Genomic DNA, 21,571 nt, shown 5'->3' on the forward strand with positions numbered 1-21,571 from the left:
GAGGCCTAGCCCTCCCGTGCTGTGCTGTTTCCTGGACTGATGATGACGCTTTCCGCAAGTCTCAAGGGTGCCGAACAACGTCGGCCTAGCCGCCTCGGGCGCATGCTCGAGGACCGCCTGCCCTATCTCATCGTCGCGCCGGCCATTCTGATCCTTCTCCTGGTCGGCTTGTTTCCCCTGATCTATTCGCTGATCGTAAGCTTTCAGCGCATCACGATGACCGAGAACGACACGTCCTTCGTTGGCCTCTTGAACTATGCGGAGCTGTTCAGGGATGCTCGCCTCTGGGCCTCGCTCGGCCACACTGCCATCATCACCGCGATCGCCCTGCCCCTCGAGCTGCTGATCGGCTTCCTGATGGCGCAGCTTTTCATCGATCGCATGCCCGGACGCCAGCTCTTCGTCGCACTGCTGGTGCTTCCGACGGTGATCTCTCCGATCGTCGCGGGAGCGACCTGGCGGTTGATGTTCGACGTTCGCTTCGGTCCAGTCGGTCAGATCCTGAGCTTCATTGCGGGCGAGCCGGTGCGAATCCTTTGGACGGTCAATCCTGCCTACGTCTATCCGGCGATCATCGTCTGCGAAGTCTGGCAATGGTCGCCGTTCATGTTCCTGCTGCTGCTCGCAGCCTTGTCGAACGTCGACCAATCGCAGCTCGAAGCTGCGGAACTCGACGGCGCATCATACTTTCGCGTGCTTCGCGCAATCGTTCTGCCGGCGATCGCGCCCGTTGTCGCCGTGGCCTGCCTGATCCGGGGCCTGGACCTCGTCCGCATCTTCGACATCATCTGGGCTCTTACCGAAGGCGGCCCGGGCTCGATGACCGAGACCATCTCGCTCTACACCTATGTGCAGGGCTTCTCGCAATTCGAGACGAGCTATACGGCCGCGATCTCGTTCCTGGTGATTGCGCTGCTGACGCTCGTCACCACCCTGTTCCTCAAGCGCATGGTGCTTGCGCGATGAGGATCGCCAAGCTTCCAGCGAGAAAAGCCCGCATCCTGGCGCTTCGCTATGTCGGCGCCAGCGTCGTAACCCTGCTGTTTCTGTTTCCGGTCTACTGGCTGTTCATGATTTCGTTCAAGACGCCGGACGAGATCTATCATGTGCCGCCCTTGTGGATTCCCGGTCAGATCCAGTTCTCGAACTATTACGTGCTGTTCAAGGACGGGGACGTCCTTGCCATTCTGAACAGTCTGATCGTCGCCGGCGTCAGCTCCGGCATTGCGATCGTTCTTGGGACGCTCTGCGCCTACAGCCTAGCCCGGTTCGGCACCGGCGGCGAGAACCTCGCAATGTGGATCATCTCCCAGCGCATGATCCCACCAATTGCGGTCGTCTTTCCGATTTTCCTGATCTACGTCTATTTTGGTCTCGTCGACGGCTATTTCGGGCTGATCCTGCTCTACACGGCGTTCAATCTCCCCTACGTGATCTGGATGATGCGCGGCTACATCGTCGACGTTCCGCTGGAGCTCGAAGAAAGCGCGCTCGTGGACGGCCTGAATCGATGGGAAGTGATCTGGAAAGTTGTCTTTCCGATGGTCCGTCCGGGGCTCATGGCGACGTCGGTCTTCACCTTCGTCTTCGCCTGGAATGACTTCCTCTTCGCGCTGGTGCTCACGCGTACCGAGGTCATCACCTTTCCCGTCATGCTGACGCACTACTTCGGCGGACAATCGAATTTCTGGGCAAAGATCGCGGCAATGTCGGTCCTTGGTACGTTGCCGATCTTCGTCGCGGTCTCGGTGATGCAGCGCTATCTCGTGCGCGGCATCTCTCTGGGCGCAGTCAAAGGTTAAGGAGAGCGAAGTGGCTGACGTCAAGCTGTCCGGGGTGCACAAATATTACGGCAACGTGCACGCGGTTCGGGGTGTGGATCTTACCATCACCGACGGCGAATTCGCAGTGCTTGTAGGGCCGTCCGGCTGCGGCAAGAGCACGCTCTTACGAACGATAGCCGGTCTTGAAGACCCGGATGACGGGACGATCACCATCGGCGGCGCAGTGGTCAACGATCTGCGCCCGCGCGAGCGCAACATCGCGATGGTGTTTCAAAATTACGCGCTCTACCCCTATTTGACCGTCAACGAGAACATCGCCTTCGGTCTGCGCGCCCGCAAGACTCCAGAGATGGAGATCAGGAAGCGGGTCAGCGAAGCCGCCGAAATGCTGGGCATCGGCAATCTTCTTCAGCGCTATCCTCGGCAGCTCTCCGGCGGACAGCGTCAGCGGGTCGCCATCGGCCGGGCCATCGTCCGCAAGGCGGACCTGTTCCTGTTCGACGAGCCGCTCTCAAATCTCGACGCCCAATTGCGCGATGAGATGCGGACCGAGATCAAGCGCCTGCACCACGAAATCACGACGACGATGATCTACGTCACCCACGATCAGGTCGAGGCGATGACGCTGGCCGACCGCATCGTGCTGCTCCGTGATGGAAAAATCGAGCAGCAAGGGGCTCCGCTTGAACTGTTCGAGCAGCCCCGTACGGGTTTTGTGGCCGGCTTCCTCGGATCTCCGTCGATCAACCTCATCCCGGCGACCCTCAAGACCAACGGCGGCGTTGGTGCAGTTGTGTTTCGGCCTGGTGATTCGCTGACACTTCCGCCCGCAAAGGCCACATTAGTCACCCGCGAGGATGGACGGGAGGTTCTCGTCGGCATTCGTCCCCAGCACCTCATCCGGGCTGGCGGCGGACCTTTGCGCGACGGAGTGGTCTCTTATTCAGCCGTCGCCGATCTCATTCAGCCGACTGGGACCCGTACATTCGCCACCATCAAGATCGGCGGAGTGGATGCGGTTGCCGAGCTGCAAGCTCATGACGTCAGCAGCCATGGCGAGCGGATCGACCTCGCCATCGACCTCAATCGTGTGGTGCTGATCGATCCGGCCAGCGGCCTGGTCATCGCCTAGCGAGCGCCAACAATCTGGAAAACGGGAGGAAACAATGGTGTCGAGACTCTTTGCCACCGGGATCGGAGCGCCCGAGGGCCCGGTGTGCCTGCCGGACGGATCAATGTACGTCACGGAGATGTCCGCGTCGACCCTTTGCATTACGCGGCTTGACCCTCGCGGCAATCGCAGGGTGATCCGGACCACGGGCGGTCGTCCAAACGGACTGACGACCGATGGCCACGACCGGATCTGGATCGCAGAAGCCGGTCTTCGGGCGCTGATTTGCATCGACGAAAGCGGAAACGAGATCCGGCGCATGCAGGGCGAAGGTGCGGACCGCTTTCTGTTCCCGAACGATCTCTGCTTCGGTCCGAATGGACTGCTCTACATGACCGACTCCGGCATGGCTGCTGAGGGTTTCATCAACGGGCAAGCCTTCGTCGACGACTATATGAATCTTGATTGGGACGGCCGTGTGTATGAGATCGATCCAGCGGCGATGAAAGTCCTGCGCGTGCTCGATCGCAAGATCCGGTTCACCAACGGCATTGCCTTCGGTCCCGACAATCAGCTCTATGCCAACGCGTCCTTCACCGGCGAGATCTACCGATACGACGTGCTCGGCGAAGCCTCGCCGAAACGTGCGGTCTTCGGCAACGTCCTGCAGCCTGATTCCAATCCTGACTTCAAAGGGCCGGACGGTATGGCCTTCGGGACGAATGGCCGCCTCTATTGCACGGTCTACAACCAGAAGAACGTCACGGTGCTGGACCGACGGGGCGAAGTCGTCGACCGGCTGATCCTGGATGGGCCGCAGCCGACGAATTGTGCCTTTACACTCGAGGGCAAGAAGCTGCGTGTCACTGAAGTCGGCAAGGGCCAGGTCGAGGAGATCGATATGCCCTGCGAAGGCCTGCCGCTGAATCTGCCGAAATTCGCCTGACGAGGCGCCTCACGGTTTTGTCCCGCGAGGCATTCCGCCGAGGCTCAAAGGAAGCCGATCGATAGCCAGGGCACGGCTGCGACGATCAGGGTGCCGATCAAGAGCGCGATCATGTAGCCCACGATCGGCTTCATTCCCTCGTCCGGGTTGATCCGGCTGATCGCGCAGGCCGCGTAGTAACCGACGCCGAAGGGTGGCGCGAACAGCCCGATTCCCATCGCGAGAACGATCACCATCGCGTAGTGGACGTCGTGTACCCCCACCTGCCGCGCGATGGGGAACAGGAGCGGGCCGAACAAAACGATGGCCGGGATCCCTTCCAGCACGCTGCCCAGGATCACGAAGGTCACGATCGTTACCGCGAGGAAGACAGGGACGCCGCCGGGAAGGCTGGTCATGAACTTTGCAAGAGAGGCAGAAAATCCCGACTGGGTCAGCGCCCAGGCCATGCCCGTCGCCGCGCCGATGATGAGCAGGATCGCCCCCGACAGCGAGGCCGTCTCGACCAGCATCGGATAGATGCGGCGCCAGTCGAACTGCCGGTAGATGAAGAGACCCGCGCAGGCCGAATAGAGGATCCCGATGGTCGAGACCTCCGTTGCCGTCGCAATGCCTTCAACGACGGCAGTCCGGATCACGAATGGCAGTGCGATGGCGGAAATTGCAATCACGAAAGCCCGGCCAATCTGCCGCCCTGTGGCTCGTTTGACGTGAGACAGATCCTCGCGGCGGTATCGCCACCTAACGACGGCGGCGAGCATGACCGCGAGCACCACGCCGGGGAGCAATCCTCCGGTGAACAGTGCCGAGATCGACACGCCCGTCACCGAGCCGATCGTGATCAGAACCAGTGACGGCGGAATCGTTTCGGTCTGCGCCCCCGTCGCGGCCAGGAGCGCAACGAGATCGCCGGGCTTGGCCCCACGCTGCCGCATCTCGGGAAACAGCACCGGAGCCACCGCAGCCATGTCCGCCGCCTTGGAACCGGAGATGCCGGAGACCAGATACATCGCCCCGACGAGCACGTAGTGCAGCCCGCCGCGGACGTGACCGAGAAGGCTCGCCAGGAAGCTGACCATGGCGCGCGCCATACCCGTCATCTCGATCAGAAGGCCGAGAAAGACGAAGAGAGGCACGGCAAGCAGGATCAGGTGGCTCATGCCCTCATCCATCCGTCCGATCATCACCACGTCGGGCGTGCTGGTTGTCAGGGCGAGATAGCCGACCGTGGCGAGGCCAAATGCGAACGCGATCGGCACGGCCGCAAAAACCATCGCGCCGACCACGAAAACGAAGAAGATCAGAAGATTCAGATTGCCGAGCGGCTTCAACACCGGCGCGAGCAGAACGAATAGCGCGATGATGCCTGCGACGATCGCCAGAGAAGTCAGCAAGCTGCGCAGGTTCGCGATGCGGATGAGCCGGAGGACGGCTGCGACCAGCATCAGCCCGATCCCGATCGGCAGCGCTGCGGCACGCCAGGTGTTGACGATCTCGAGCGCCGGGGTCGTGACGAAGGCCTCGTCGGCGGCGAATTCATAGGCCGGCCAAACGACGAGCACGAGAAATGCCAGCGACGTCGCAGCCGCTATGACATCCAGGAACGCGCGAACTTCCGTCCCGAGAATCCCGACGATTGCGGTCATCCGCATATGCTCGCCGCGCTGGAACGCAATCACTGATCCAAACATGGCGAGCCAGAGGAAGAGGATGCCGGCAAGCTCATCCGACCAGACGATCGGCGAATGGAACACGTATCTGGCTACGATGCCAGCGGACAGCACCGCGATCTCGGCCAGCACGAGTAACGCCGCGGGTACTGCGGCGACGTGGCCGAGCACCGTATTCGCTTTCACTGTCCAACTGCTCGAGCCTGCTTGAGACGCGCCGGCCGCCATACCGGCATCTGCGTGCGGCGTATGGCTCACGCTGGTCATGATAGCTGACCCGCGGCTTTTTCGAGCTGGGACCACGCCTCCTCGCCAAACTTGCTCTTCCAGTCGGCGTAGAAGCTGGTCTTGGACAACGCCTGGCGGAAGGCGGCACGATCGACGTCGATGAACTTGAGACCCTTGGCCGAGAGATCGGTTCGCAGCGATTGGCTGAGCTTTGCGATATCGGCGCGCTGATCGACGGCAGAGCGGTCGAGCTCGCGCGTCACGATCTCCTGCACGTCCTTCGGCAGGCGCTCGACGGCGCGCTTGTTGCCGAGGATCCAGTAGCCGTCCCAGACGTGCCCGGTCAGGCTGCACGTGCTCTGCACTTCATAAAGACGCGCGGTCGCGATAATCGGCAGCGGATTCTCCTGGCCGTCGACGACCTTGGTCTGCAACGCGGAATAGACCTCGTTGAAGTTGATCGGCGTCGGCCGGGCTCCGAGCGCCTTGAACAGTGAGGTCAGCAGCGGCGCGGGCGGAACACGGATCTGGAAATTCTTCAGATCATCCGGCGTTCGCACCTCGCGGCCGGACGAGGTCACCTGACGAAAACCGTTGTCCCAGGCCTTCGACACCGCCATGATCGGCGTCTTGGCAATCTGCGCCCGGATAAAGGCGCCGAGGTCGCCGTCCATCGCCTTCCATACGCTGTCATAGTCGGCGAACGCGAAGCCGGTGTTCACGATGCCCGCGCTGGGCACCAGCGTGGCAAGGATCGAGGACGATTGATTGAACAACTCGACGCCGCCGCTGCGAACCTGGGTCAGGAGCTCGGTGTCGGAGCCGAGCTGATTGGCCGGGAACAGCCTGATCTCCAGCCGGCCGCTTGTGGCTTCGCGGATACGGTCGATCGCCTACTGCGCCCGAATATTCACCGGATGGGTTGGATCCTGTCCGGTCGCGAACTTGTAGACGAACTCGGCGGCAGACGCCGGACGGGTCAGAATCCCGCAGAGTGGTACGGCCGTGGCCGCCATCAACAGCGAACGGCGGCTGATGCTTCCGGGCTTCGATACTGTCATGTTTTCCTCCTGGTCCATCATTGACGTTGCTGCCCGCTGCATCAGCGCACGCTGGCGTGCAGCCTTCCGGGCTCTTCGTTCACCGACTCTCGACCGCCGGCATTTGGTGCAAGAGCCATCGCTCGCCGCCGCAACATGCGACGGGCATAGCTCTTCACTCGGGCTTGGCTGGGTTGGCGCTTAGCGCCGGTGCACTAAAGCCACTGTTTGATCTGCCGTGCGACCTCTGCGGTGGAAATCCCGTAGCGGTCGTGCAGTGTCGGAAGCGCGCCGGCGTCAAGAAATTCGTCTGGCAATGCGATCTGGCGGAAAGGCGGATGGACGCCTGAACGCATCAGAAGTGCGGCAACCGCCTCGCCAAGACCGCCAATCGTTGTGTGGTTCTCGGCAACGACGACAAGGCGGCCCGGCTTGCCGGCTTCACGCAAGATCGTGTCGGCATCCAGCGGCTTGATGGTTGGAACATGCAGCACCGCGATATCGACACTGTCGCCCCTCAAGGTTTGCGCGGCTTCGAGCGCACGCATGGTCATGATGCCGGATGAGATGACCAGGGCGTCCTTCCCGTCGCGGATCAGCTTGGCCTTGCCGAGCTCGAACTTGTAATCATATTCGTCCAGCACGACCGGCACCTGGCCGCGCAGCAGGCGCATGTAGACCGGTCGCTGATGCGCCGCGATGGCAGGCACCAGCTGCTCGATTTCGTGGGCATCGCAGGGATCGATGACCGTCATGTTCGGCATGGCGCGAAACAGCGCGAGGTCCTCCGCGGCCTGATGACTCGGGCCGTAGCCCGAGGTCAGGCCCGGCAATGCGCAGACGATCTTCACGTTGCGGTCTTCCTCCGCAATGGTCTGATGTATGAAGTCGTAAGCCCGCCGCGATGCGAACACCGCGTAGGTTGTCGCGAATGGCATGAAGCCTTCTGCGGCAAGGCCGGATGCTGCGCCGAACAGGAGCTGCTCGGCCATGCCCATCTGATAATAGCGGTCCGGGAACTCCTTTGCGAAGATGTGCATATCGGTGTATTTGCCGAGATCGGCCGTCATGCCGACCACCTCGGGGCGGTGGCGCGCGAGTTCGACGAGCGCGTGTCCAAAGGGCGCTGGCTTCGTCTTCTGCCCCTCGGCCGCGATCGATGCAATCATGGCCGAGGTGGTCAGGCGCGGCTTGCCCGGCTGCGGTGCTGATCTGACGGTCTTCATGCCTGCCTCCCGGCTTCCAGCGCGGCAAGCGCGAGCTGCCATTCGTGCGGCTCGACGCGGATGAAATGGCTCTTCTCGCGCTGCTCGAGGAAGGGAACACCCTTCCCCATCAGCGTGTCAGCGACGATCATCCGCGGCTTGAGTTCGGGATGGGATTTGGCCGCGTCGAAGGCGGCAACCACGGCATTGAGATCGTTGCCGTTGACGCGCTGCACGAACCAGCCGAACGCCTGAAGCTTGTCGACCAGCGGCTCGAACGCCATGACCTGCGTGGAAGGACCGTCCGCCTGCTGATTGTTGACGTCGACGATGCCGATCACATTGTCGAGCTTGTAGTGGCCTGCCGACTGGATGGCCTCCCAGACCGAGCCTTCATCAAGCTCGCCGTCCGAGAACAAGGTGTACACCCGCGCCTCGGATTTCTTGCGCCTGAGCCCAAGGCCGATGCCGACAGCAATGCTGAGTCCAAGTCCGAGCGAGCCGCCCGACATTTCCATTCCCGGCGTGTAAGACGCCATGCCCGACATCGGCAGGCGGCTCTCGTCGCTGCCATAAGTTTCGAGTTCTTCCTCGGGGACAATCCCCGCCTCGATCAAAGCCGCGTAGAGCGCGATGGCGTAGTGCCCGTTTGAGAGAAGGAAGCGGTCGCGTCCTTCCCAGGACGGATCTTCCGGCCGATAGCGCATCGCATGAAAATAGGCGACGGCGAGAACGTCAGAGATGTCGAGCGCCTGTGCAATATAGCCCTGGCCCTGGACTTCACCCATGCGCAGCGCATTGCGGCGAATGTTGTAGGCGCGGTCGGCCAGCTTGGGGGTGTTCGCAAGCGTGTTGGTCGTGGTTTCCATCGATCTGACCTCGTCTTGCCGGCTCAGTGGATCAGCATGCCGCCGTTGACGTCGATTACGGCGCCGGTCACGTAAGCGGAAAGATCCGAGGCCAGGAAGGTGTAGATGCCGGCAACGTCTTCCGCCGTGCCGAGACGGTTGAGCGGAATGCCTTCCAGGATCTTCACCCTCATCTCGTCGGTCAGCTTGCCCGCGGTGATATCGGTGCCGATCAGACCGGGCGTGACGCAGTTGACGCGAATGCCATCCGGGCCAAACTCACGGGCCATCGCCTTGGCAAGACCAAGCACACCGGCTTTCGCCGCGGAGTAGTGCGGGCCGCCAAAAATTCCACCGCCGCGCTGGGCCGAGACCGACGACATGCATGCAATCGATCCGGATTTCCGGGCGCGCATATGCGGGATCACGGCCTGGGAGAGGAACAAAATACCCTTGAGATTGACGTCCTGAATGCGATCCCAATCGGCGGGCGAAATGTCCAGGAACTTGACGGGTTGGGTGATGCCGGCATTGTTGATCAGGACATCGATGGCGCCGAAGGCTTCGATCACGCGGGCGACCGCCTGCTCGCAGGATGATTTATCTGCGACGTCGCACCGTAGCCCAATGTGCGACTTTCCAAGCGAGGTCGCAGCCTCCGCGGCAGCGTCAGCGTCAATGTCCAGAATGGCGACCCGAGCGCCCTCGCCGGCGAACCGCCGGGCGGTGGCAAGCCCGATCCCGCGCGGCGAGGCCGCGCCCGAAATGATGGCCGTCTTACCGCTGAGCAGCATCAGTTCCTCCCACGAATTTATTCTTCCTTGGCAAGGCCAGGAATGACCCGCGGAGGATCAACGGACAAGCGCGCAGTTGTCACGGACCGATGAATCTGGTTCACTTATGGGATGCTGTCGAATATCCCCATATCGGCAATTCGCGCCTTCGAAGCAGCCGCCCGCACTGGATCGTTTCGCGATGCGGCGAATGAGCTTCACCTGACGCCAAGCGCCGTCAGTCACGCGATCCGCAAGCTGGAAGGCACGCTTCGAACCGTTCTGTTCGAGCGCAGTTCGCGGTCTGTGCGGCTCACGCCGGCCGGCGAGAATCTGATGCGCCACACGGGAGCAGCGTTCGACCAGCTCCGTCGCGGCCTCGAGGAAGTCGCCGCGCGCGGGCCACAATTGGTGCGCGTCCATTCCGCGCCCAGCTTTGCCGCGCAATGGCTGGCGCCACGGCTTGCGCAGTTTCTCGCCGCCTACCCGAAGCTCGAAGTTCGACTGGCTGCAAACACCGACTACGCACGCTTCAGCAATGATGATTTCGATATCGACATCGTCTACGGTCCGCCGCGCGCGGAAGGTGTCGAAATTGTTCCTCTGCCGGAGGAGACGGTCACGCCGCTCTGCTCGCCTTCGCTCGCAAAATCGATACGAAAGGCTGCCGATCTGCTCGATCAGACGCTCATCCGCTCCGACGTCAAGCGGGTGCAGTGGCACCAATGGTTCACCGCAAATGGCTTGGAAGCACCTGCGCTTCACGGCATGAGATTCGACCGGAGCTTTCTTGCGATTGCTACGGCTGTCGAGGGGTTGGGCGTAGCGCTGGAATCGACCCTCCTGGCCGAGCGCGAACTGGCGAGCGGACGATTGGTCGCTCCGCTGGCAGGACGCGCTAACGATATCCGCTACGTTGGTCACCGCCTGATCTACCCGCGCGCCAGCCGACAGAGATCGGCGGTACGAGCCTTCGCAGATTGGTTCATGGCGCAACTCGGTGGCGAAGGCGCGGTACCACCGAGCTAACGTGATCGCAGAGAATCGGCGCCGAACTCGATCCGAACTGTTTACGTTTATACGTTTTATAGCGATCGACGAGTACCGAAGCGCTCCCGACCTTTAAGAAGCCCGCGATGCATCGGAGTCGATTGGCCTGCCGATCGCCACGTGCGCGAGGGCAGCTACTTCTTCGACAAGGCCCACGGATTTATGCAGGTCGTCGACGGCGAGCCCGTCGTGGTGAAAGCGCGCAACGGCCGCAGCGCCGAGGGCATCCCGGAAAAGCATGTGCGCATCATCCGGAAGCCGATCCCGGTCCGCGACGCCCTGCGCGAGGTGTTGAAGGCGCAGGAGCTCGACCACCGTAGAAGAACGCCCAGGTCAGGCTGCGCATCGCCTAGTCGAACTTCGCCCGCGACTTCGGCCCGATCAACTTCACCACCGTCTCCATGGTGGAGGATGAAGAGATCGTCGAGGTGCGCGAGACGCACCGCCGGCCGAACATCCAGCCCTTCCTCGACGACCTGGACTGCTGGCTCGTCGCCTCGATCGAGGACTACGACCTCGAGACGAACACCGCGAAGGCCGGGCCGATCGGTGATCGCGCCGGCGGCGGCCCGGAAATCACCAGCGCGGCAGACGCGCTCGCGGTCGTCCTCAACGAGCGCGGCTGCATCGACATCGACCACATCGCCGAGCTTCTGCACGGGACTGCGACAACGTCGTCGCTGAACTCGCCAGCGCCGTTTTCCGCGACCCCGCGAACGGCTCGTGGCAGACGGCGGACTCCTACCGGCAGGATGTTAGCTGCCTGCTCCAGCGCGTTTTCTTCAAGCGATGGCGTGCTCGCTTGCAGTTCCCCCTCGTCACAGTCCGCCGATCCTAGGAGTGCTCAAACCAGCAATGCTACGGACTACAAACTGAACGTCCGCTTCCGAGCCATCTAGCATGACCAATTCGCACCGGCGAAACGCCAATCCAGTTCGGGAAAGTAGCAAGAAAAAATGTCGTGATTTGAGCACGTCTGGAGACCCGTCAACGCGTAGGCGGGCGCCAGTTTCGGAAATCTCAACGAGAACGCAATCGCGCCACCATTTTCCATTTACACCCAAAAGGGTGACCCAATGCTCTCGTTCGAAACGCACGCGCTTTGTTTGTCGCTTGCTCCAAAGCATCAAAGATCACACCGCTCAGCGGCGCCTTCAAATCATTTCGTCAGAAAAGAAGCCGAAGAGCTGTTTGCGAGCGACATCAAGCCGGCCACGCTGGCAAGTCGGCAGTCGAAAGAGAATTATTGCCTTTGACCTCAGAGGCAAAGCGAGGTCTTAAATTACTTAAGCTTCATAATAACGCGAAGAGGCTCGAACATAGGAGTATAGTCCCGCGGCAGTTAGCGCTAGGAGCGCGCCGGAAGCACAATGGTTTGCGCATGAGCGCCCCTGGTTGGGGTCCTGGATAGCAACAGACCTTTCCTGCGCCCGCGCCGTCAGTTCTTATCCTGATTTTGCACAGATTTCCGGCTGTTGCGCCTCGAAAATGCATTTTTTGAGCACCACACAAGGCTACTCGGCCGTGTTGCGGCACGAATAATCGTTATTGCTTTCGGCTCAGCAAACGGGACCTGAAGAGCGGCGCGATATTATGCGCGCGACGCGCGTCGTTTGGCCCGGGTGTGAGGGGTTTCACAATTGCGATATGGATTCTGAAGTAATTCTTGGTCATGACTCGGTCTCTGATTTTCCTCGTGGTTTTTGCAATCATCCTGGCAGCGCGCGGGCAGCAGCAAGAGCAATTCGTGTTGCGCCCGACTGCGGCCATGCCGCCGGTCAACGTACCTTGAGCGCAAGTGCACGGAACGTGTCGGCGCGATGATGATCATTTGGGGCACTTATTTGGTCAATCAGATCCGGCGGGCCATCCGCCGGCGGAGATCGTGAGAGTCCAGCATCCTTGCGCCGACGTCGTTAGCCATCAGTGAGTCTGGAGGACCGGCGCCGCCCCAGTCGTTCGGGCTCACGCCGGCGTAGTTCGACAGGAAGAGATCCTGCCGGCACTGGCGATGGCAGCTCAGGAGCTCTCGTGTCCTCTGGTTGGAGTTGGTGCGTACTAGGGCGCGGCTCCATCAGCTCGAGCACCGCTCGTCCCTTGTCCGTGATGCGCCACCCTCGATTCACTCGCTCGACGAGTTGCTGCGTAAAAAGGTCGAGCTCTGGCACACGGGTGCCCATTCGTTTGGTGCGTGCCGCCCAATCCGGACCGCTCGTGGCCAAAATGGCCATGTCTCGCTTGAGGTCCGGCATGGATGCGAAGCCGTTCGGGTAGCTCAAAAGGATCTTCAACACCGTGACCTGGAAATTCACATGAGCACTATCGGTCTTGTCCGTATCTAGCGCCCACATGGTTGGCGCGGAGCGAAGAGCTTGCATTGCGACCTGCCGAAGGCGCTCCGCTGTGATCTCACCTTTGTTGGCGGCCTCCAAGATCTTGGAAGCGACATGGGCCCGAGTGCCGGTTTCGCTGCGAGGCAGACTGTCGCAAACCTCCTCAAGAACAGCACGCAAAAGCGCAGTGGTCGTTGCGTCCAACACTTGGCGACTCCGCAAGGCGCAAAGAATGGTAGCAGAGAAAGCACGGTGAACCCCTCAAAGAGACTACTAGCTGATTCCAAAGTCGAGTATGAACTTCACCACAGTCGTCGTTGCTTGTTGATTGTCCAAGACGTTGCCGCCATGCCGTCGAAGCAGGACAGTTGTGCTGGTCTGGCTCCGCCACGCCAGCGCTGGAGGAACCGCCTCCGTGATGGTATTCAGCGCTGGAGCGGCTCTTTTTGACGATTTTCGCCGCGATGTCCGTGCGATGTCTCGCCACTTGCCAGAGTGTCTATTTTCCCGCGGCGAATCCATCTCCGGGGCAGCCGCAGCGGGCGTTCCGGTCCAGACAGACCGCCGGTGTTTATGTCCGATCGTTTTTCTTTCTTTGAGATTTCCTTTAAGCGCCGTGGGCGAAGCTGGTCATGGTCCGTCAGCACGAGCGAGGGCACCGCCGGTTATCCCACGGAAAGGCCAATGCCGAAATGCATCTTCTGCGATAACGAGCTCACGCCGGAACCAAGCCCGAGCACGTGCTTCTCAGCGCACTCGGCGGGCGGATGACCGCCATGGCCGAGCGCTACGTTAATCAGGCCCGCGAACGCGAGTTCGCCAGGATTGTCCGGGACGCTTGTCACAACGCGGCATCACGGGAGATGTCGATCCCATTCCCGTCGACAGGCTCGAAGAGATCGCAAGCGAAGTCGCTGCAAGAGCCTCGGCGCACTCAATCGGTCTCCCGTACGAGGATACGCTCAACCGGGAGCGCCTACGCGAACTGCTTCGCGTAGCGCACGGCGAGTCTGAGTAGGTAGCCAACCTCAATCTTCCTTCGCTCGCCTGCCCAGCGCATTAAGTCTCGGCGGTTGCTGGTAACGATCCCTCGCGCGGGTGAGGCTTACGGGCAGACGGGTCCCTGTCGCGAAAGCCAAGGTTAACGAGCTCACGCGCGGTAAGAAGAACGAGCGACGGGATAAAGTCCATGCGCCATGTCCGGGAAGGAATCGATGGCTCGCGGCCCAAGATCAAGTTCGGTGCCCATGCCGCTTGAAAAACGCTTCGCGCTGAAGCACTACCCATGCGTCGCGAACGTGCCCTCAAGGAGCCGCGGGGTTATTACCTGCAACAACTGGAACAGTCGGCTGCGGCGCATATTTCGCGGCGAAGTCCGAGCAGAGCCTGTTTCGATATTCGGCAGGCAAGGACGCGAGCACCGATGCGGCAGCCGCCGCCCTTGCGTCTCCCTTCGATTTCACGGTCAGGTAGGCGATCAACCGATGAAGGGTGAGAAAGATGGAGAAAAAATTCCGCGTATTGACGTAGAAGCAATGATTGCCTTCCAGGCTGCCCTCCCGGTCCTGCCGATGCCGCTGAACGATTGCTGTTCCCGCATCAAAGTCGGTGACAGCAAAATTGCCATCACCGAGCGGCGTGAATAAGGGAGGATTGCTGAGAAACTTGCTCAGGTCGAGCTCCTGTCCGCGCACAGCCCCGATCAGCGACATTCGATCCGCCATGGAGATGTTGCGGCGAACTTGAAATCCTTTCTGCAATTCAATGGCGCACACGACGTAGCGCGGAAGGCGAGTAGATTCCATTGCCTTTCCTTGAGCGGCCGGCGTGCACAGATCCTGCTTGACGAGCTGAGCCAGATGGGCAAGCGCGCCGGACACCCCGACCGCCTTCCCCTTCAGGAGCAGAGGAGCAGGATCTTTCTGACGGAGCTTGATTCCAATATCCAGCAGGTCGTCAAACTCATCGCCTGCAGGAAGGTCCATCTCGAGCAGGGACGACCACCCGAACGGCCAAAGCCAGATCGTCGACCGCACTTTCCGGTTCGTGTTCCACACGGCTCCATTTAGCGTTAAATCGAGATTCTTGGGCCTGCAGCGTACCGGCCACACAAAATCGCTGGCTTCTCCAAACGGAGTTATACTTCCTGGTACATTGCTAGCGACCGTCTGATAGCGCGGCCAAAGGTGATTCCGTCGCAGATCGAGTTCATTATTCAGAGGAAGCAGGACCAGGTTCGCAAGTTCGATCTTGGTGCCGCGGGTGCGCATCTGGCGGAAATCAGAAGCGGACCAAAGGAAATGGACCCTTGGATCGAAATCGGCCCCAACGAACGGCTGCGACCAGAGATGAACGTCAAAAACACAATAAACCACGCGCGCCATTTCAAATTCCTCGCAAGCGCCGCATCGGGGGTGACCACCTTCTATTGACCGTTTACCGTTTGTCTTCTCGCCCTTGGCGCGATATTCTCACAACGCTGTACAGCTGGGCTACGTGCCCAAAGATGCCGCCACTGCTTGCCACACAAGGCGAGCAAGGCGGCAACTATCTCCTGGGGCCGGCCGCAAGGCCGGTCCCAGCCGCATCATTTGGTCACGATGACAGGTTTGCTCTCTTTAAGCTCATCTCGCATGACCGCCAAACGCACGGCCTTCTCATCGAAGTACTTACCAATCGTATTCGTTGCTTTGAGACCGCCAGCGTCGTCCGGTTCCTTGACCGGATCATCCATTTCCGGCTGAATCTTCCACCAGGCAGCTTTTCTCATGAGTTTGACGAACTTGTTCTTTCTGACCAATTCCTCCGCTTTCGATCGCTTCGTCTCGTCGGATATCTTGAGCTTAAACCATCCGAGCAAAATCTTGCCGCCGTCGTACGTGGGCACTGCAAGCGAACCGAAAAACTGCTTATCGCCCTGGATCATCATGACGGGCTCGAAGTTGCCCCCGGCAGCGCGCAAAGCTTTCCGGAGCATTCTGCCGGGACTGTCAGTTTCCTGGACAACGCGGGCTTTGCGCCATTGACTGGCTATAAATGACAAACCTTGCAAAACGACGGCTGCAATGAAAGCAAGCGCGATCGCAGCGCCACAGAGCGCGAGAAACGCAATCGCACTTACACTTGATCCGATCCCTGCGAAACGCAGCTGCAAGGAAGGAAATCCAAGCGCCGCCAGAAGGAACAAGAGAACCGAGATAAAAATGCTGAGTGTGACGGACTCCGTCGCACCGAGTTCTACTTTCCATTTGGGAGCGAATAATCGCAAAATCATCAAGAAAAGCGTGCCGGGAATGATGTACGACGCAAGACGCAGCGAAACACCGCCAACGCTTTCCGTTCCGAATAGGCCGATGCTCAACTTCTTTTCCGCAACAAGCGCGCCGGCAGTCGTTTTGTTGTCCTTCACGTTCTGAAGTGAATAGCTGAGACCGAACCCCAGATTCTCGTCACGCTCTTCGATGCTGGAATCTGCCTTCAGGCACAATTTGTTCCGCACCAGCGTCGAACCGGGCTCAACGCTGCCGAGAACTATAGTGTCTTTTGTGGAGCACACGCCGCTTGTGTCGAGGGTGCCGACTTTCAAGAAGGTCGGCCCAAACAAGCTGAGACCCGCATCGATTATCCTGGCCTCGGTCGCATTCTCGATCCACACGTTGAAGCTCATCGTCTGGCCGGCGAGAATTTCATTGCGCTCTAGAATAACCGTCAACGCCGGCTTGCCGGGAGCATCGGCCGAGGCCGCAACGCCAGGAAGCACACAGGTCACCAGCTGAAGGACGATGGTCCAAAAGAAGCCACCCGGCCTACGATTTAAAAAAGAGCGCACGTGCCGCTCCCATTGAATTTCACGGTGCAGGCCCCGCGGCGCGTCACCGCATCAAATTGCGTTCTACTAAAGCTTGCAGTAAGCTAGACTTGCTCGGAGGGTAAGGCAAGCTCGTGCGGCAGCCTAGCCCAGCACCGCAAAATTGGCGCGAAAACGATCGAGCCCTTTTATGGCAACGACGCACCGCAGCCCGGTTCGCTTTTGAACGCGCTTGCCTGGTGTGGCCCCCCGGATACAACTCGACATTTTTCGTCAAGGCTCCTGCTACTCAGACTTGCCAAGACGGCATTACGGCCCGATCGTATCGGTTGCGACGAAAATCTATTGCGAGGAAAAACTTTTATCGGGAGACGGATATGGCCCCTCATCCTCCACCCTGCGCCGCCAATGAAGTCTTGTGGGGAAACCTGTGCTACCCCCGCATCGATGCGATCCGTATCGAGAGGGTCGGCGCCGACTACAAGTTCATCCTTGAGGAAGTGCCCGGCGAGCTGCTTCCCGGTTTAGCGGACAAAGCCGGCGATCAGGCCAATTTGCACGTCAAGAAGGCGGGCCCCGGTTTTGAGGTAACGATCACCTCGGTCCCGCACGGGGATGCGACCGATCTACTCAAGCAGCTGCGGCCTGATGAGCCGAACCTCAAGCTGCCAGACTGAGGCATGCCATAATGCTAAGTTTGTCCTTGAGGGTGTGCACGGCAGCGCTGCTCCTGACGATCCCCCTCGCCGGCTGCGGCCTTGTCCCGCCTACGCTCACAGAAGCGTGGGAGGCGCAAGATGTCGGCCCCGACATGGTGCTTAAGATAAAGCGCAATATTCTGTGCGAAACCATCAAGGGGATACGCAGGGTCAATCAAACTCCAACCGGATTCGGACCGCCGATACCGCCAGACTATGGCATTCAGTTGCAGTTGACCCTTAGCGTTGTGGAAAGCTCGGGCTTCACGCCGAACCTGACTTATAATCGTACGCTTACGAACGGATCGGAATCGGGCCTCTCGATCGGTAGGAGCTGGAGCGTAGGCCTTTCGGGAGAGCTTTCATCGACTGCAACACGAACGGATACAGCCTACTCCTACTGGAGTGTCGGCAGCATTGCGGGCCCCGGCAAGAACAAAGACATGTGCGACGAGCAGGCGTGGCCTATCGAACGAGACGCCAGCTCACTTCTCGTGAAGTCGGATTTGGGTATAGCGCGTTTTTTGGAGGACCACGTAAAGGCTGCCGATCTGCTCCATTCATCAAAGCCGCAGGGTGCGAAGAAGCCTGAAAAGATCGACGTTTACAGTTACGATCTGAAGTTCGTGGTTGTCTCCAGCGGCGGCGTAACCCCTCAATTCAAGCTTATTCCGCTGTCCGGCAGCGGAACGCCGATCCTGAACCTGAATCGCTCCCGCACACATGAGCTGCTGCTTACCTTCGGGCCAACGGGTCCCAATGGCTTCGCCCCGTCCCAAATCTCGTTTTACCAGCACATCAATACCCAACTGGGATCGACCCTCGCGCGCAGGCCTGGGCCCTAGAGGCGCCAGTTTATTAGCCGCAGTTGACTGCAGCAGCATCGCCGCGGGGAGCAAAGCGGACATCGCTTATACTTCCGCTCATGCCCGTTTTGACCGAGTAGCGCGGCGCTAGCGGCAAATGTCCGCGGGTACAGCCCTCCCGGTGCACGCGCTCCTCGAAGCGACTTCCGGTCGTCGCTTCACTCCGCACCGTTCAGGTCGGGCGCAAAAACATCGTGCGGAAGCGAGAAGTGCTCCACCCTCTTCGCCGGCTTGTTATTTAACAACAACCGAACGACGTCGGGGCGGGAGTAATGCCCCGCAGGGTCAGCCGCGTTCTTCGCTATGCCGATCGCGGCAAGATCGATAGTGGCATAGACGATCCCTACGCTGGTTTCAGGCAACTTCTCCGCGAGCGGACTGCCGTCAGGACCGTAGATTACGGCATGTCCGCCGCCCTCATGCACCAGGTTGCGCTTGTCCTCTGTATCGCACATCTCCTCGACCATCTCCCGGGAGATAACGGCGCAAGGCGCCAGCACGAAACAGGATCCTTTCGACCGCATAAATCTTGCTGACGGCATTGTTGGTCTCCCAGCCAAGCGCGTACGCAAAGGGCTCGTACATGGAGAGCGTTCGATGGACGCGCGGACCTGCGGCATGTAGCGTGGGACCGGCGGCCTGTTCTCCTTGCCCTTGCACTGCAGAAGCTCGTTGCCGTCCGCCTTCACGTCAAAGTGACATGCGCTTTGTTCTTTGCGTCGCGCAGCGAGTAGATGATCCGGCTACGGTCTTTGACGGCCGCGTCATACGCGCCCTGCCCGACGCAATGACCCATCATCGCGCTTTCGCGATCGAGCGCCGCCGGCGTCAAAAGACGCACGATCCGGCTGCCGTCGGCGAACGTCATCACCGATTCTTCGCCCTCGCCGTCGATATGGGGCGCGGCCGCCGCATTGAAAGCGAACCGCCGCATCGCCTTGTCGGCTTCAGCGATCGCCTGCGCGAGCGAGCCGATCTTAAGGAGCTTCAGCGGACGGCCTTGCTCGTCGCAGCGCTGCAGCCATTCTTCGTTGTTCACCCGCGCAGCTTCGATCCAGTCGGCAACGTGGCGCACACTCGCCTCGAGCGCGGCATTCGGCACGAAGCGATGAAACCTAACGCCGGACGCGAACTTCTCGCGCAGCCAGCCCGGTGCGTCAGGATCTTATTTTTCGAGAGGCTGAAGACCGTCCGGCCCATTGCGCAACGCGCGTTCCAGACAAATAGCCAGCAGTCGCGCTGTGGCCTGGTTCTGAGAACATCCGGCGAGGAAGGTATTGATTTCACCACTGTCGACTACGTTGTATTCCAAAAACGGCGTGGGGCAAAGCCCGGTAAAGGTTTAACAACGCCACGGTTATACCACGCGCGCTTTCCTGTTTTCCAGCAAATCCGTTAAATCATTGAATCGTTGGAAAATTGTTCTGCACAGCGAGATAGATATTAGTGCGTGCTCATAAGGATTCGGCGGCCTGGTGATCGAAAGACAACGGTCCGGCTTTAACGCCGGCGAAGGTGGCGCTTGCCGCCGTCAAGGGCGACCGGACGATCGCTCAACTGGCCCAGCAGTTCGACGTCCACCCCAATCAGATCACGGCCTGGAAGGCCCAATTGGAAGGCGGCGCGTGCGGAGGTTTTTGACCTGGCAGTGCTGCGCCCGCCGCGCCTGCGATCGACGTAAAGTCGCTGCACGCCAAGATCGGAGAGCTGACGCTGGAGAACGATTCCTAAGAAACGGCAGCACCAGCTTTCGGCTCCACGGGCTGGAGAACAAACCCGAATGCCTTGGCACGCCGATGCAGATTGTTGACGACCCGCGTGCGGTAGCGCGTCTCGTAGGATGAGCCCCCGGATCGACATACTCCATTCCGTGTCGCACCGCGTTGTAGAATAGGACTGCGATCTTGCGGGCCGTGGCGGTCACCGCCTTGGCCTTGCCGATGCGGGACGAGAGGCGCCTGTAAAAGGCGCCGAGCGCGGTGTCAGTGCGTCCGACGGTGACGGCAGCGAGGCGCAGAAGAGCCGCGGCCCGACCGCCGGATCGGCGCGTTCGTGACGAGAGCACTTTGCCGCCGGAGATCTTATTGCTCGGAGCCAACCCCAGCCAGGAGGTAAAATGCTTTGCACTTGGCCATGAGGTAAGGTCGTCGCCGCATTCCGCGATCAACTTCAGCGAAAGGTAAGGGCCGAGGCCGTCGATCATAGTGATGTCCTTTCCGAGCAACACGAACAGCGCCGCCCGCATGTCGAAAGCCAGAGCGTTCGCCTGATCGGTTCTGTTCCGACGCCGCGAGACTGGCGGTGCTGATCCATGATCACGACCCCTGTGGGTGCTGAGTTCCTTCAACACAGCTTCGATCCGGACATCGCAGGCTGATGCCTTCTCGCGATAGGCGTCGTAAAGGGCGAGTGCCTGATCGAGCGCATAACAGATGCTCGGCACGGTAGCTACCGGTGAGCGCCTTCGCGATCGCCTCGGCGCTGGAGTGGCAGCTGTAATGGCGTAAGCACGCCAGCGCCTCAGGGTCGCGCTCGCCGGCAAGGATCGCGCGAATGATGCCCAGGCCGGTCGCACCGGTGATGTCGGCCACAACGTGGTGGAGTTGAAGATTCATCTCAGTCAATGCTTTCTGCATATGCTGGATGTGTGAAGCCGCGTACTCCAGCAGAAGCTCCCGCTGACGCACGTAGGCTCGCAGTTCGGCAATCTGCCCTTTGGGTCGAAAGCTGGCTCGCAGCAACCCGAACGAATGGAGCCGCTGCAGCCACTGCGCGTCGCTGACATCGGTCTTGCGCCCCGGCACGTGCTTGGCATCGCGCGCGTTGACAAGAAACACAGTGAACCCCCGTGCATCGAGAAGCTCGAAGATCGGGATCCAGTAGACACTGGTCGATTCCATGACGGCGGTCTCGACGCCGCATTCTGAAACCAGTCGACCAGCCGATGCAGATCAGCCGTGAAGGTACCAAAGCTGCGTACTGGCTCAGGTGCGCGATCTGCCCTGACGGCAGCCATGTGCATGGTCGCGCCAATGTCGATGGCAGCCGCGTTCGGGTGCACCATGGGCATCGTGCGGTCGGCCCTGGATTTCGATTTGTTGCGGTTCATCTCCAATCCTCCTGCTGACACGGCGGAAGGGCTGGGCTGCGCAATTTATTCATATTCCTAGACGGGATCGCCGGGACGGCGTCACCACTCTCACGTACGCAA

Annotated in this window: 15 protein-coding genes and 6 pseudogenes; 9 read left to right on the forward strand and 12 right to left on the reverse strand. The window is 60.3% G+C overall.

Annotated elements, in window-relative coordinates; translation table 11 throughout:
* The first annotated feature begins 39 nt into the window (after window positions 1-39).
* Genes IVB24_RS39350 through IVB24_RS39365 form a run of 4 tightly spaced genes read left to right on the forward strand, consistent with a single transcriptional unit; the run spans window position 40 to window position 3,841 of the window.
* Complete coding sequence (locus tag IVB24_RS39350) at window positions 40-966, forward strand: sugar ABC transporter permease (protein ID WP_247774311.1); 927 nt, start codon at window positions 40-42, stop codon at window positions 964-966.
* The gene (locus IVB24_RS39355; protein WP_247285518.1) at window positions 963-1,802 is read left to right on the forward strand and encodes a carbohydrate ABC transporter permease; all 840 of its coding nucleotides are present in this window, start codon (window positions 963-965) and stop codon (window positions 1,800-1,802) included. The genes IVB24_RS39350 and IVB24_RS39355 overlap by 4 nt, the downstream gene beginning before the upstream one ends.
* Before the next feature lie 10 nt (window positions 1,803-1,812).
* Window positions 1,813-2,916: an ABC transporter ATP-binding protein gene (locus tag IVB24_RS39360; protein WP_247403197.1), complete on the forward strand. Its 1,104-nt coding sequence runs from the start codon at window positions 1,813-1,815 to the stop codon at window positions 2,914-2,916.
* A gap of 34 nt (window positions 2,917-2,950) precedes the next feature.
* Window positions 2,951-3,841 (forward strand): SMP-30/gluconolactonase/LRE family protein, encoded by an 891-nt coding sequence (locus IVB24_RS39365; protein WP_247774312.1) that lies wholly within the window; start codon window positions 2,951-2,953, stop codon window positions 3,839-3,841.
* A 44-nt stretch (window positions 3,842-3,885) separates the two neighbouring features.
* Here IVB24_RS39365 and IVB24_RS39370 read toward each other — a convergent pair whose 3' ends face one another.
* The 5 genes and pseudogenes from IVB24_RS39370 to IVB24_RS39390 all read right to left on the reverse strand — a co-directional run bounded on the left by IVB24_RS39370 (window position 3,886) and on the right by IVB24_RS39390 (window position 9,626).
* The gene (locus tag IVB24_RS39370; RefSeq protein WP_247774313.1) at window positions 3,886-5,778 is read right to left on the reverse strand and encodes a TRAP transporter large permease subunit; all 1,893 of its coding nucleotides are present in this window, start codon (window positions 5,776-5,778) and stop codon (window positions 3,886-3,888) included.
* Window positions 5,775-6,800, reverse strand: a pseudogene (locus IVB24_RS39375) (TRAP transporter substrate-binding protein). Before IVB24_RS39375 ends, IVB24_RS39370 begins: the two are co-directional and overlap by 4 nt.
* 194 nt (window positions 6,801-6,994) lie before the next feature.
* Entirely contained in the window at window positions 6,995-8,005 is a 1,011-nt protein-coding gene (locus IVB24_RS39380) for a transketolase family protein (RefSeq protein WP_247403202.1), read from the reverse strand.
* A complete protein-coding gene (locus tag IVB24_RS39385) occupies window positions 8,002-8,853 on the reverse strand; it encodes a transketolase (protein ID WP_247385128.1) in 852 nt (283 codons plus the stop codon). The genes IVB24_RS39380 and IVB24_RS39385 overlap by 4 nt, the downstream gene beginning before the upstream one ends.
* Before the next feature lie 23 nt (window positions 8,854-8,876).
* Window positions 8,877-9,626, reverse strand: a complete 750-nt coding sequence (locus IVB24_RS39390; RefSeq protein ID WP_018459026.1) for a glucose 1-dehydrogenase — start codon at window positions 9,624-9,626, stop codon at window positions 8,877-8,879.
* Between the two features lie 111 nt (window positions 9,627-9,737).
* Between IVB24_RS39390 and IVB24_RS39395 the strand changes: the two genes are divergently transcribed.
* A complete protein-coding gene (locus tag IVB24_RS39395) occupies window positions 9,738-10,634 on the forward strand; it encodes a LysR substrate-binding domain-containing protein (protein ID WP_247403208.1) in 897 nt (298 codons plus the stop codon).
* Window positions 10,635-10,754: 120 nt separating this feature from the next.
* Window positions 10,755-11,400 (forward strand): annotated as a pseudogene (locus tag IVB24_RS39400) (lactate dehydrogenase); the annotation flags it as partial.
* A gap of 1,171 nt (window positions 11,401-12,571) precedes the next feature.
* Here the strand turns inward: IVB24_RS39400 and IVB24_RS39405 are convergent.
* The 4 genes and pseudogenes from IVB24_RS39405 to IVB24_RS39420 form a co-directional block, all read right to left on the reverse strand.
* The gene (locus IVB24_RS39405) at window positions 12,572-12,967 is read right to left on the reverse strand and encodes a winged helix-turn-helix domain-containing protein (protein WP_247774418.1); all 396 of its coding nucleotides are present in this window, start codon (window positions 12,965-12,967) and stop codon (window positions 12,572-12,574) included.
* Between the two features lie 33 nt (window positions 12,968-13,000).
* Window positions 13,001-13,195 (reverse strand): annotated as a pseudogene (locus tag IVB24_RS39410) (hypothetical protein); the annotation flags it as partial.
* Window positions 13,196-14,292: 1,097 nt separating this feature from the next.
* Entirely contained in the window at window positions 14,293-15,372 is a 1,080-nt protein-coding gene (locus IVB24_RS39415; RefSeq protein ID WP_247360299.1) for a hypothetical protein, read from the reverse strand.
* Between the two features lie 203 nt (window positions 15,373-15,575).
* Window positions 15,576-16,817, reverse strand: a complete 1,242-nt coding sequence (locus tag IVB24_RS39420; protein ID WP_247360301.1) for a hypothetical protein — start codon at window positions 16,815-16,817, stop codon at window positions 15,576-15,578.
* Between the two features lie 356 nt (window positions 16,818-17,173).
* On the opposite strand from IVB24_RS39420, the gene IVB24_RS39425 reads away from it, so the two are divergent.
* Both IVB24_RS39425 and IVB24_RS39430 read left to right on the forward strand, forming a co-directional pair.
* Window positions 17,174-17,473, forward strand: a complete 300-nt coding sequence (locus tag IVB24_RS39425) for a hypothetical protein (RefSeq protein WP_247285503.1) — start codon at window positions 17,174-17,176, stop codon at window positions 17,471-17,473.
* Window positions 17,474-17,484: 11 nt separating this feature from the next.
* A complete protein-coding gene (locus IVB24_RS39430) occupies window positions 17,485-18,339 on the forward strand; it encodes a hypothetical protein (RefSeq protein ID WP_247774314.1) in 855 nt (284 codons plus the stop codon).
* 179 nt (window positions 18,340-18,518) lie between these two features.
* On the opposite strand, the pseudogene IVB24_RS39435 reads toward IVB24_RS39430, so the two are convergent.
* Together IVB24_RS39435 and IVB24_RS39440 are read right to left on the reverse strand one after the other, a co-directional pair.
* Window positions 18,519-18,954 (reverse strand): annotated as a pseudogene (locus IVB24_RS39435) (nitrilase-related carbon-nitrogen hydrolase); the annotation flags it as partial.
* A gap of 91 nt (window positions 18,955-19,045) precedes the next feature.
* Window positions 19,046-19,462 (reverse strand): hypothetical protein, encoded by a 417-nt coding sequence (locus IVB24_RS39440; protein WP_247774315.1) that lies wholly within the window; start codon window positions 19,460-19,462, stop codon window positions 19,046-19,048.
* A gap of 413 nt (window positions 19,463-19,875) precedes the next feature.
* Here IVB24_RS39440 and IVB24_RS39445 point away from each other — a divergent pair.
* Window positions 19,876-20,085 (forward strand): annotated as a pseudogene (locus IVB24_RS39445) (transposase); the annotation flags it as partial.
* Between the two features lie 2 nt (window positions 20,086-20,087).
* On the opposite strand, the pseudogene IVB24_RS39450 reads toward IVB24_RS39445, so the two are convergent.
* Window positions 20,088-21,469 (reverse strand): annotated as a pseudogene (locus IVB24_RS39450) (IS110 family transposase).
* Window positions 21,470-21,571 lie beyond the last annotated feature (102 nt).

Source organism: Bradyrhizobium sp. 192 (assembly GCF_023100965.1).
Lineage (GTDB): Bacteria > Pseudomonadota > Alphaproteobacteria > Rhizobiales > Xanthobacteraceae > Bradyrhizobium > Bradyrhizobium symbiodeficiens.

Excerpts from the sequence above, each read along its gene's own strand:
- IVB24_RS39350 (WP_247774311.1), top strand. The coding sequence starts at position 40 with ATGATGACGCTTTCCGCAAGTCTCAAGGGTGCCGAACAACGTCGGCCT.
- IVB24_RS39355 (WP_247285518.1), top strand. The coding sequence starts at position 963 with ATGAGGATCGCCAAGCTTCCAGCGAGAAAAGCCCGCATCCTGGCGCTT.
- IVB24_RS39365 (WP_247774312.1), top strand. The coding sequence starts at position 2,951 with ATGGTGTCGAGACTCTTTGCCACCGGGATCGGAGCGCCCGAGGGCCCG.
- IVB24_RS39370 (WP_247774313.1), bottom strand. The coding sequence starts at position 5,778 with ATGACCAGCGTGAGCCATACGCCGCACGCAGATGCCGGTATGGCGGCC.
- IVB24_RS39380 (WP_247403202.1), bottom strand. The coding sequence starts at position 8,005 with ATGAAGACCGTCAGATCAGCACCGCAGCCGGGCAAGCCGCGCCTGACC.
- IVB24_RS39385 (WP_247385128.1), bottom strand. The coding sequence starts at position 8,853 with ATGGAAACCACGACCAACACGCTTGCGAACACCCCCAAGCTGGCCGAC.
- IVB24_RS39390 (WP_018459026.1), bottom strand. The coding sequence starts at position 9,626 with ATGCTGCTCAGCGGTAAGACGGCCATCATTTCGGGCGCGGCCTCGCCG.
- IVB24_RS39395 (WP_247403208.1), top strand. The coding sequence starts at position 9,738 with ATGCTGTCGAATATCCCCATATCGGCAATTCGCGCCTTCGAAGCAGCC.
- IVB24_RS39415 (WP_247360299.1), bottom strand. The coding sequence starts at position 15,372 with ATGGCGCGCGTGGTTTATTGTGTTTTTGACGTTCATCTCTGGTCGCAG.
- IVB24_RS39425 (WP_247285503.1), top strand. The coding sequence starts at position 17,174 with ATGGCCCCTCATCCTCCACCCTGCGCCGCCAATGAAGTCTTGTGGGGA.
- IVB24_RS39430 (WP_247774314.1), top strand. The coding sequence starts at position 17,485 with ATGCTAAGTTTGTCCTTGAGGGTGTGCACGGCAGCGCTGCTCCTGACG.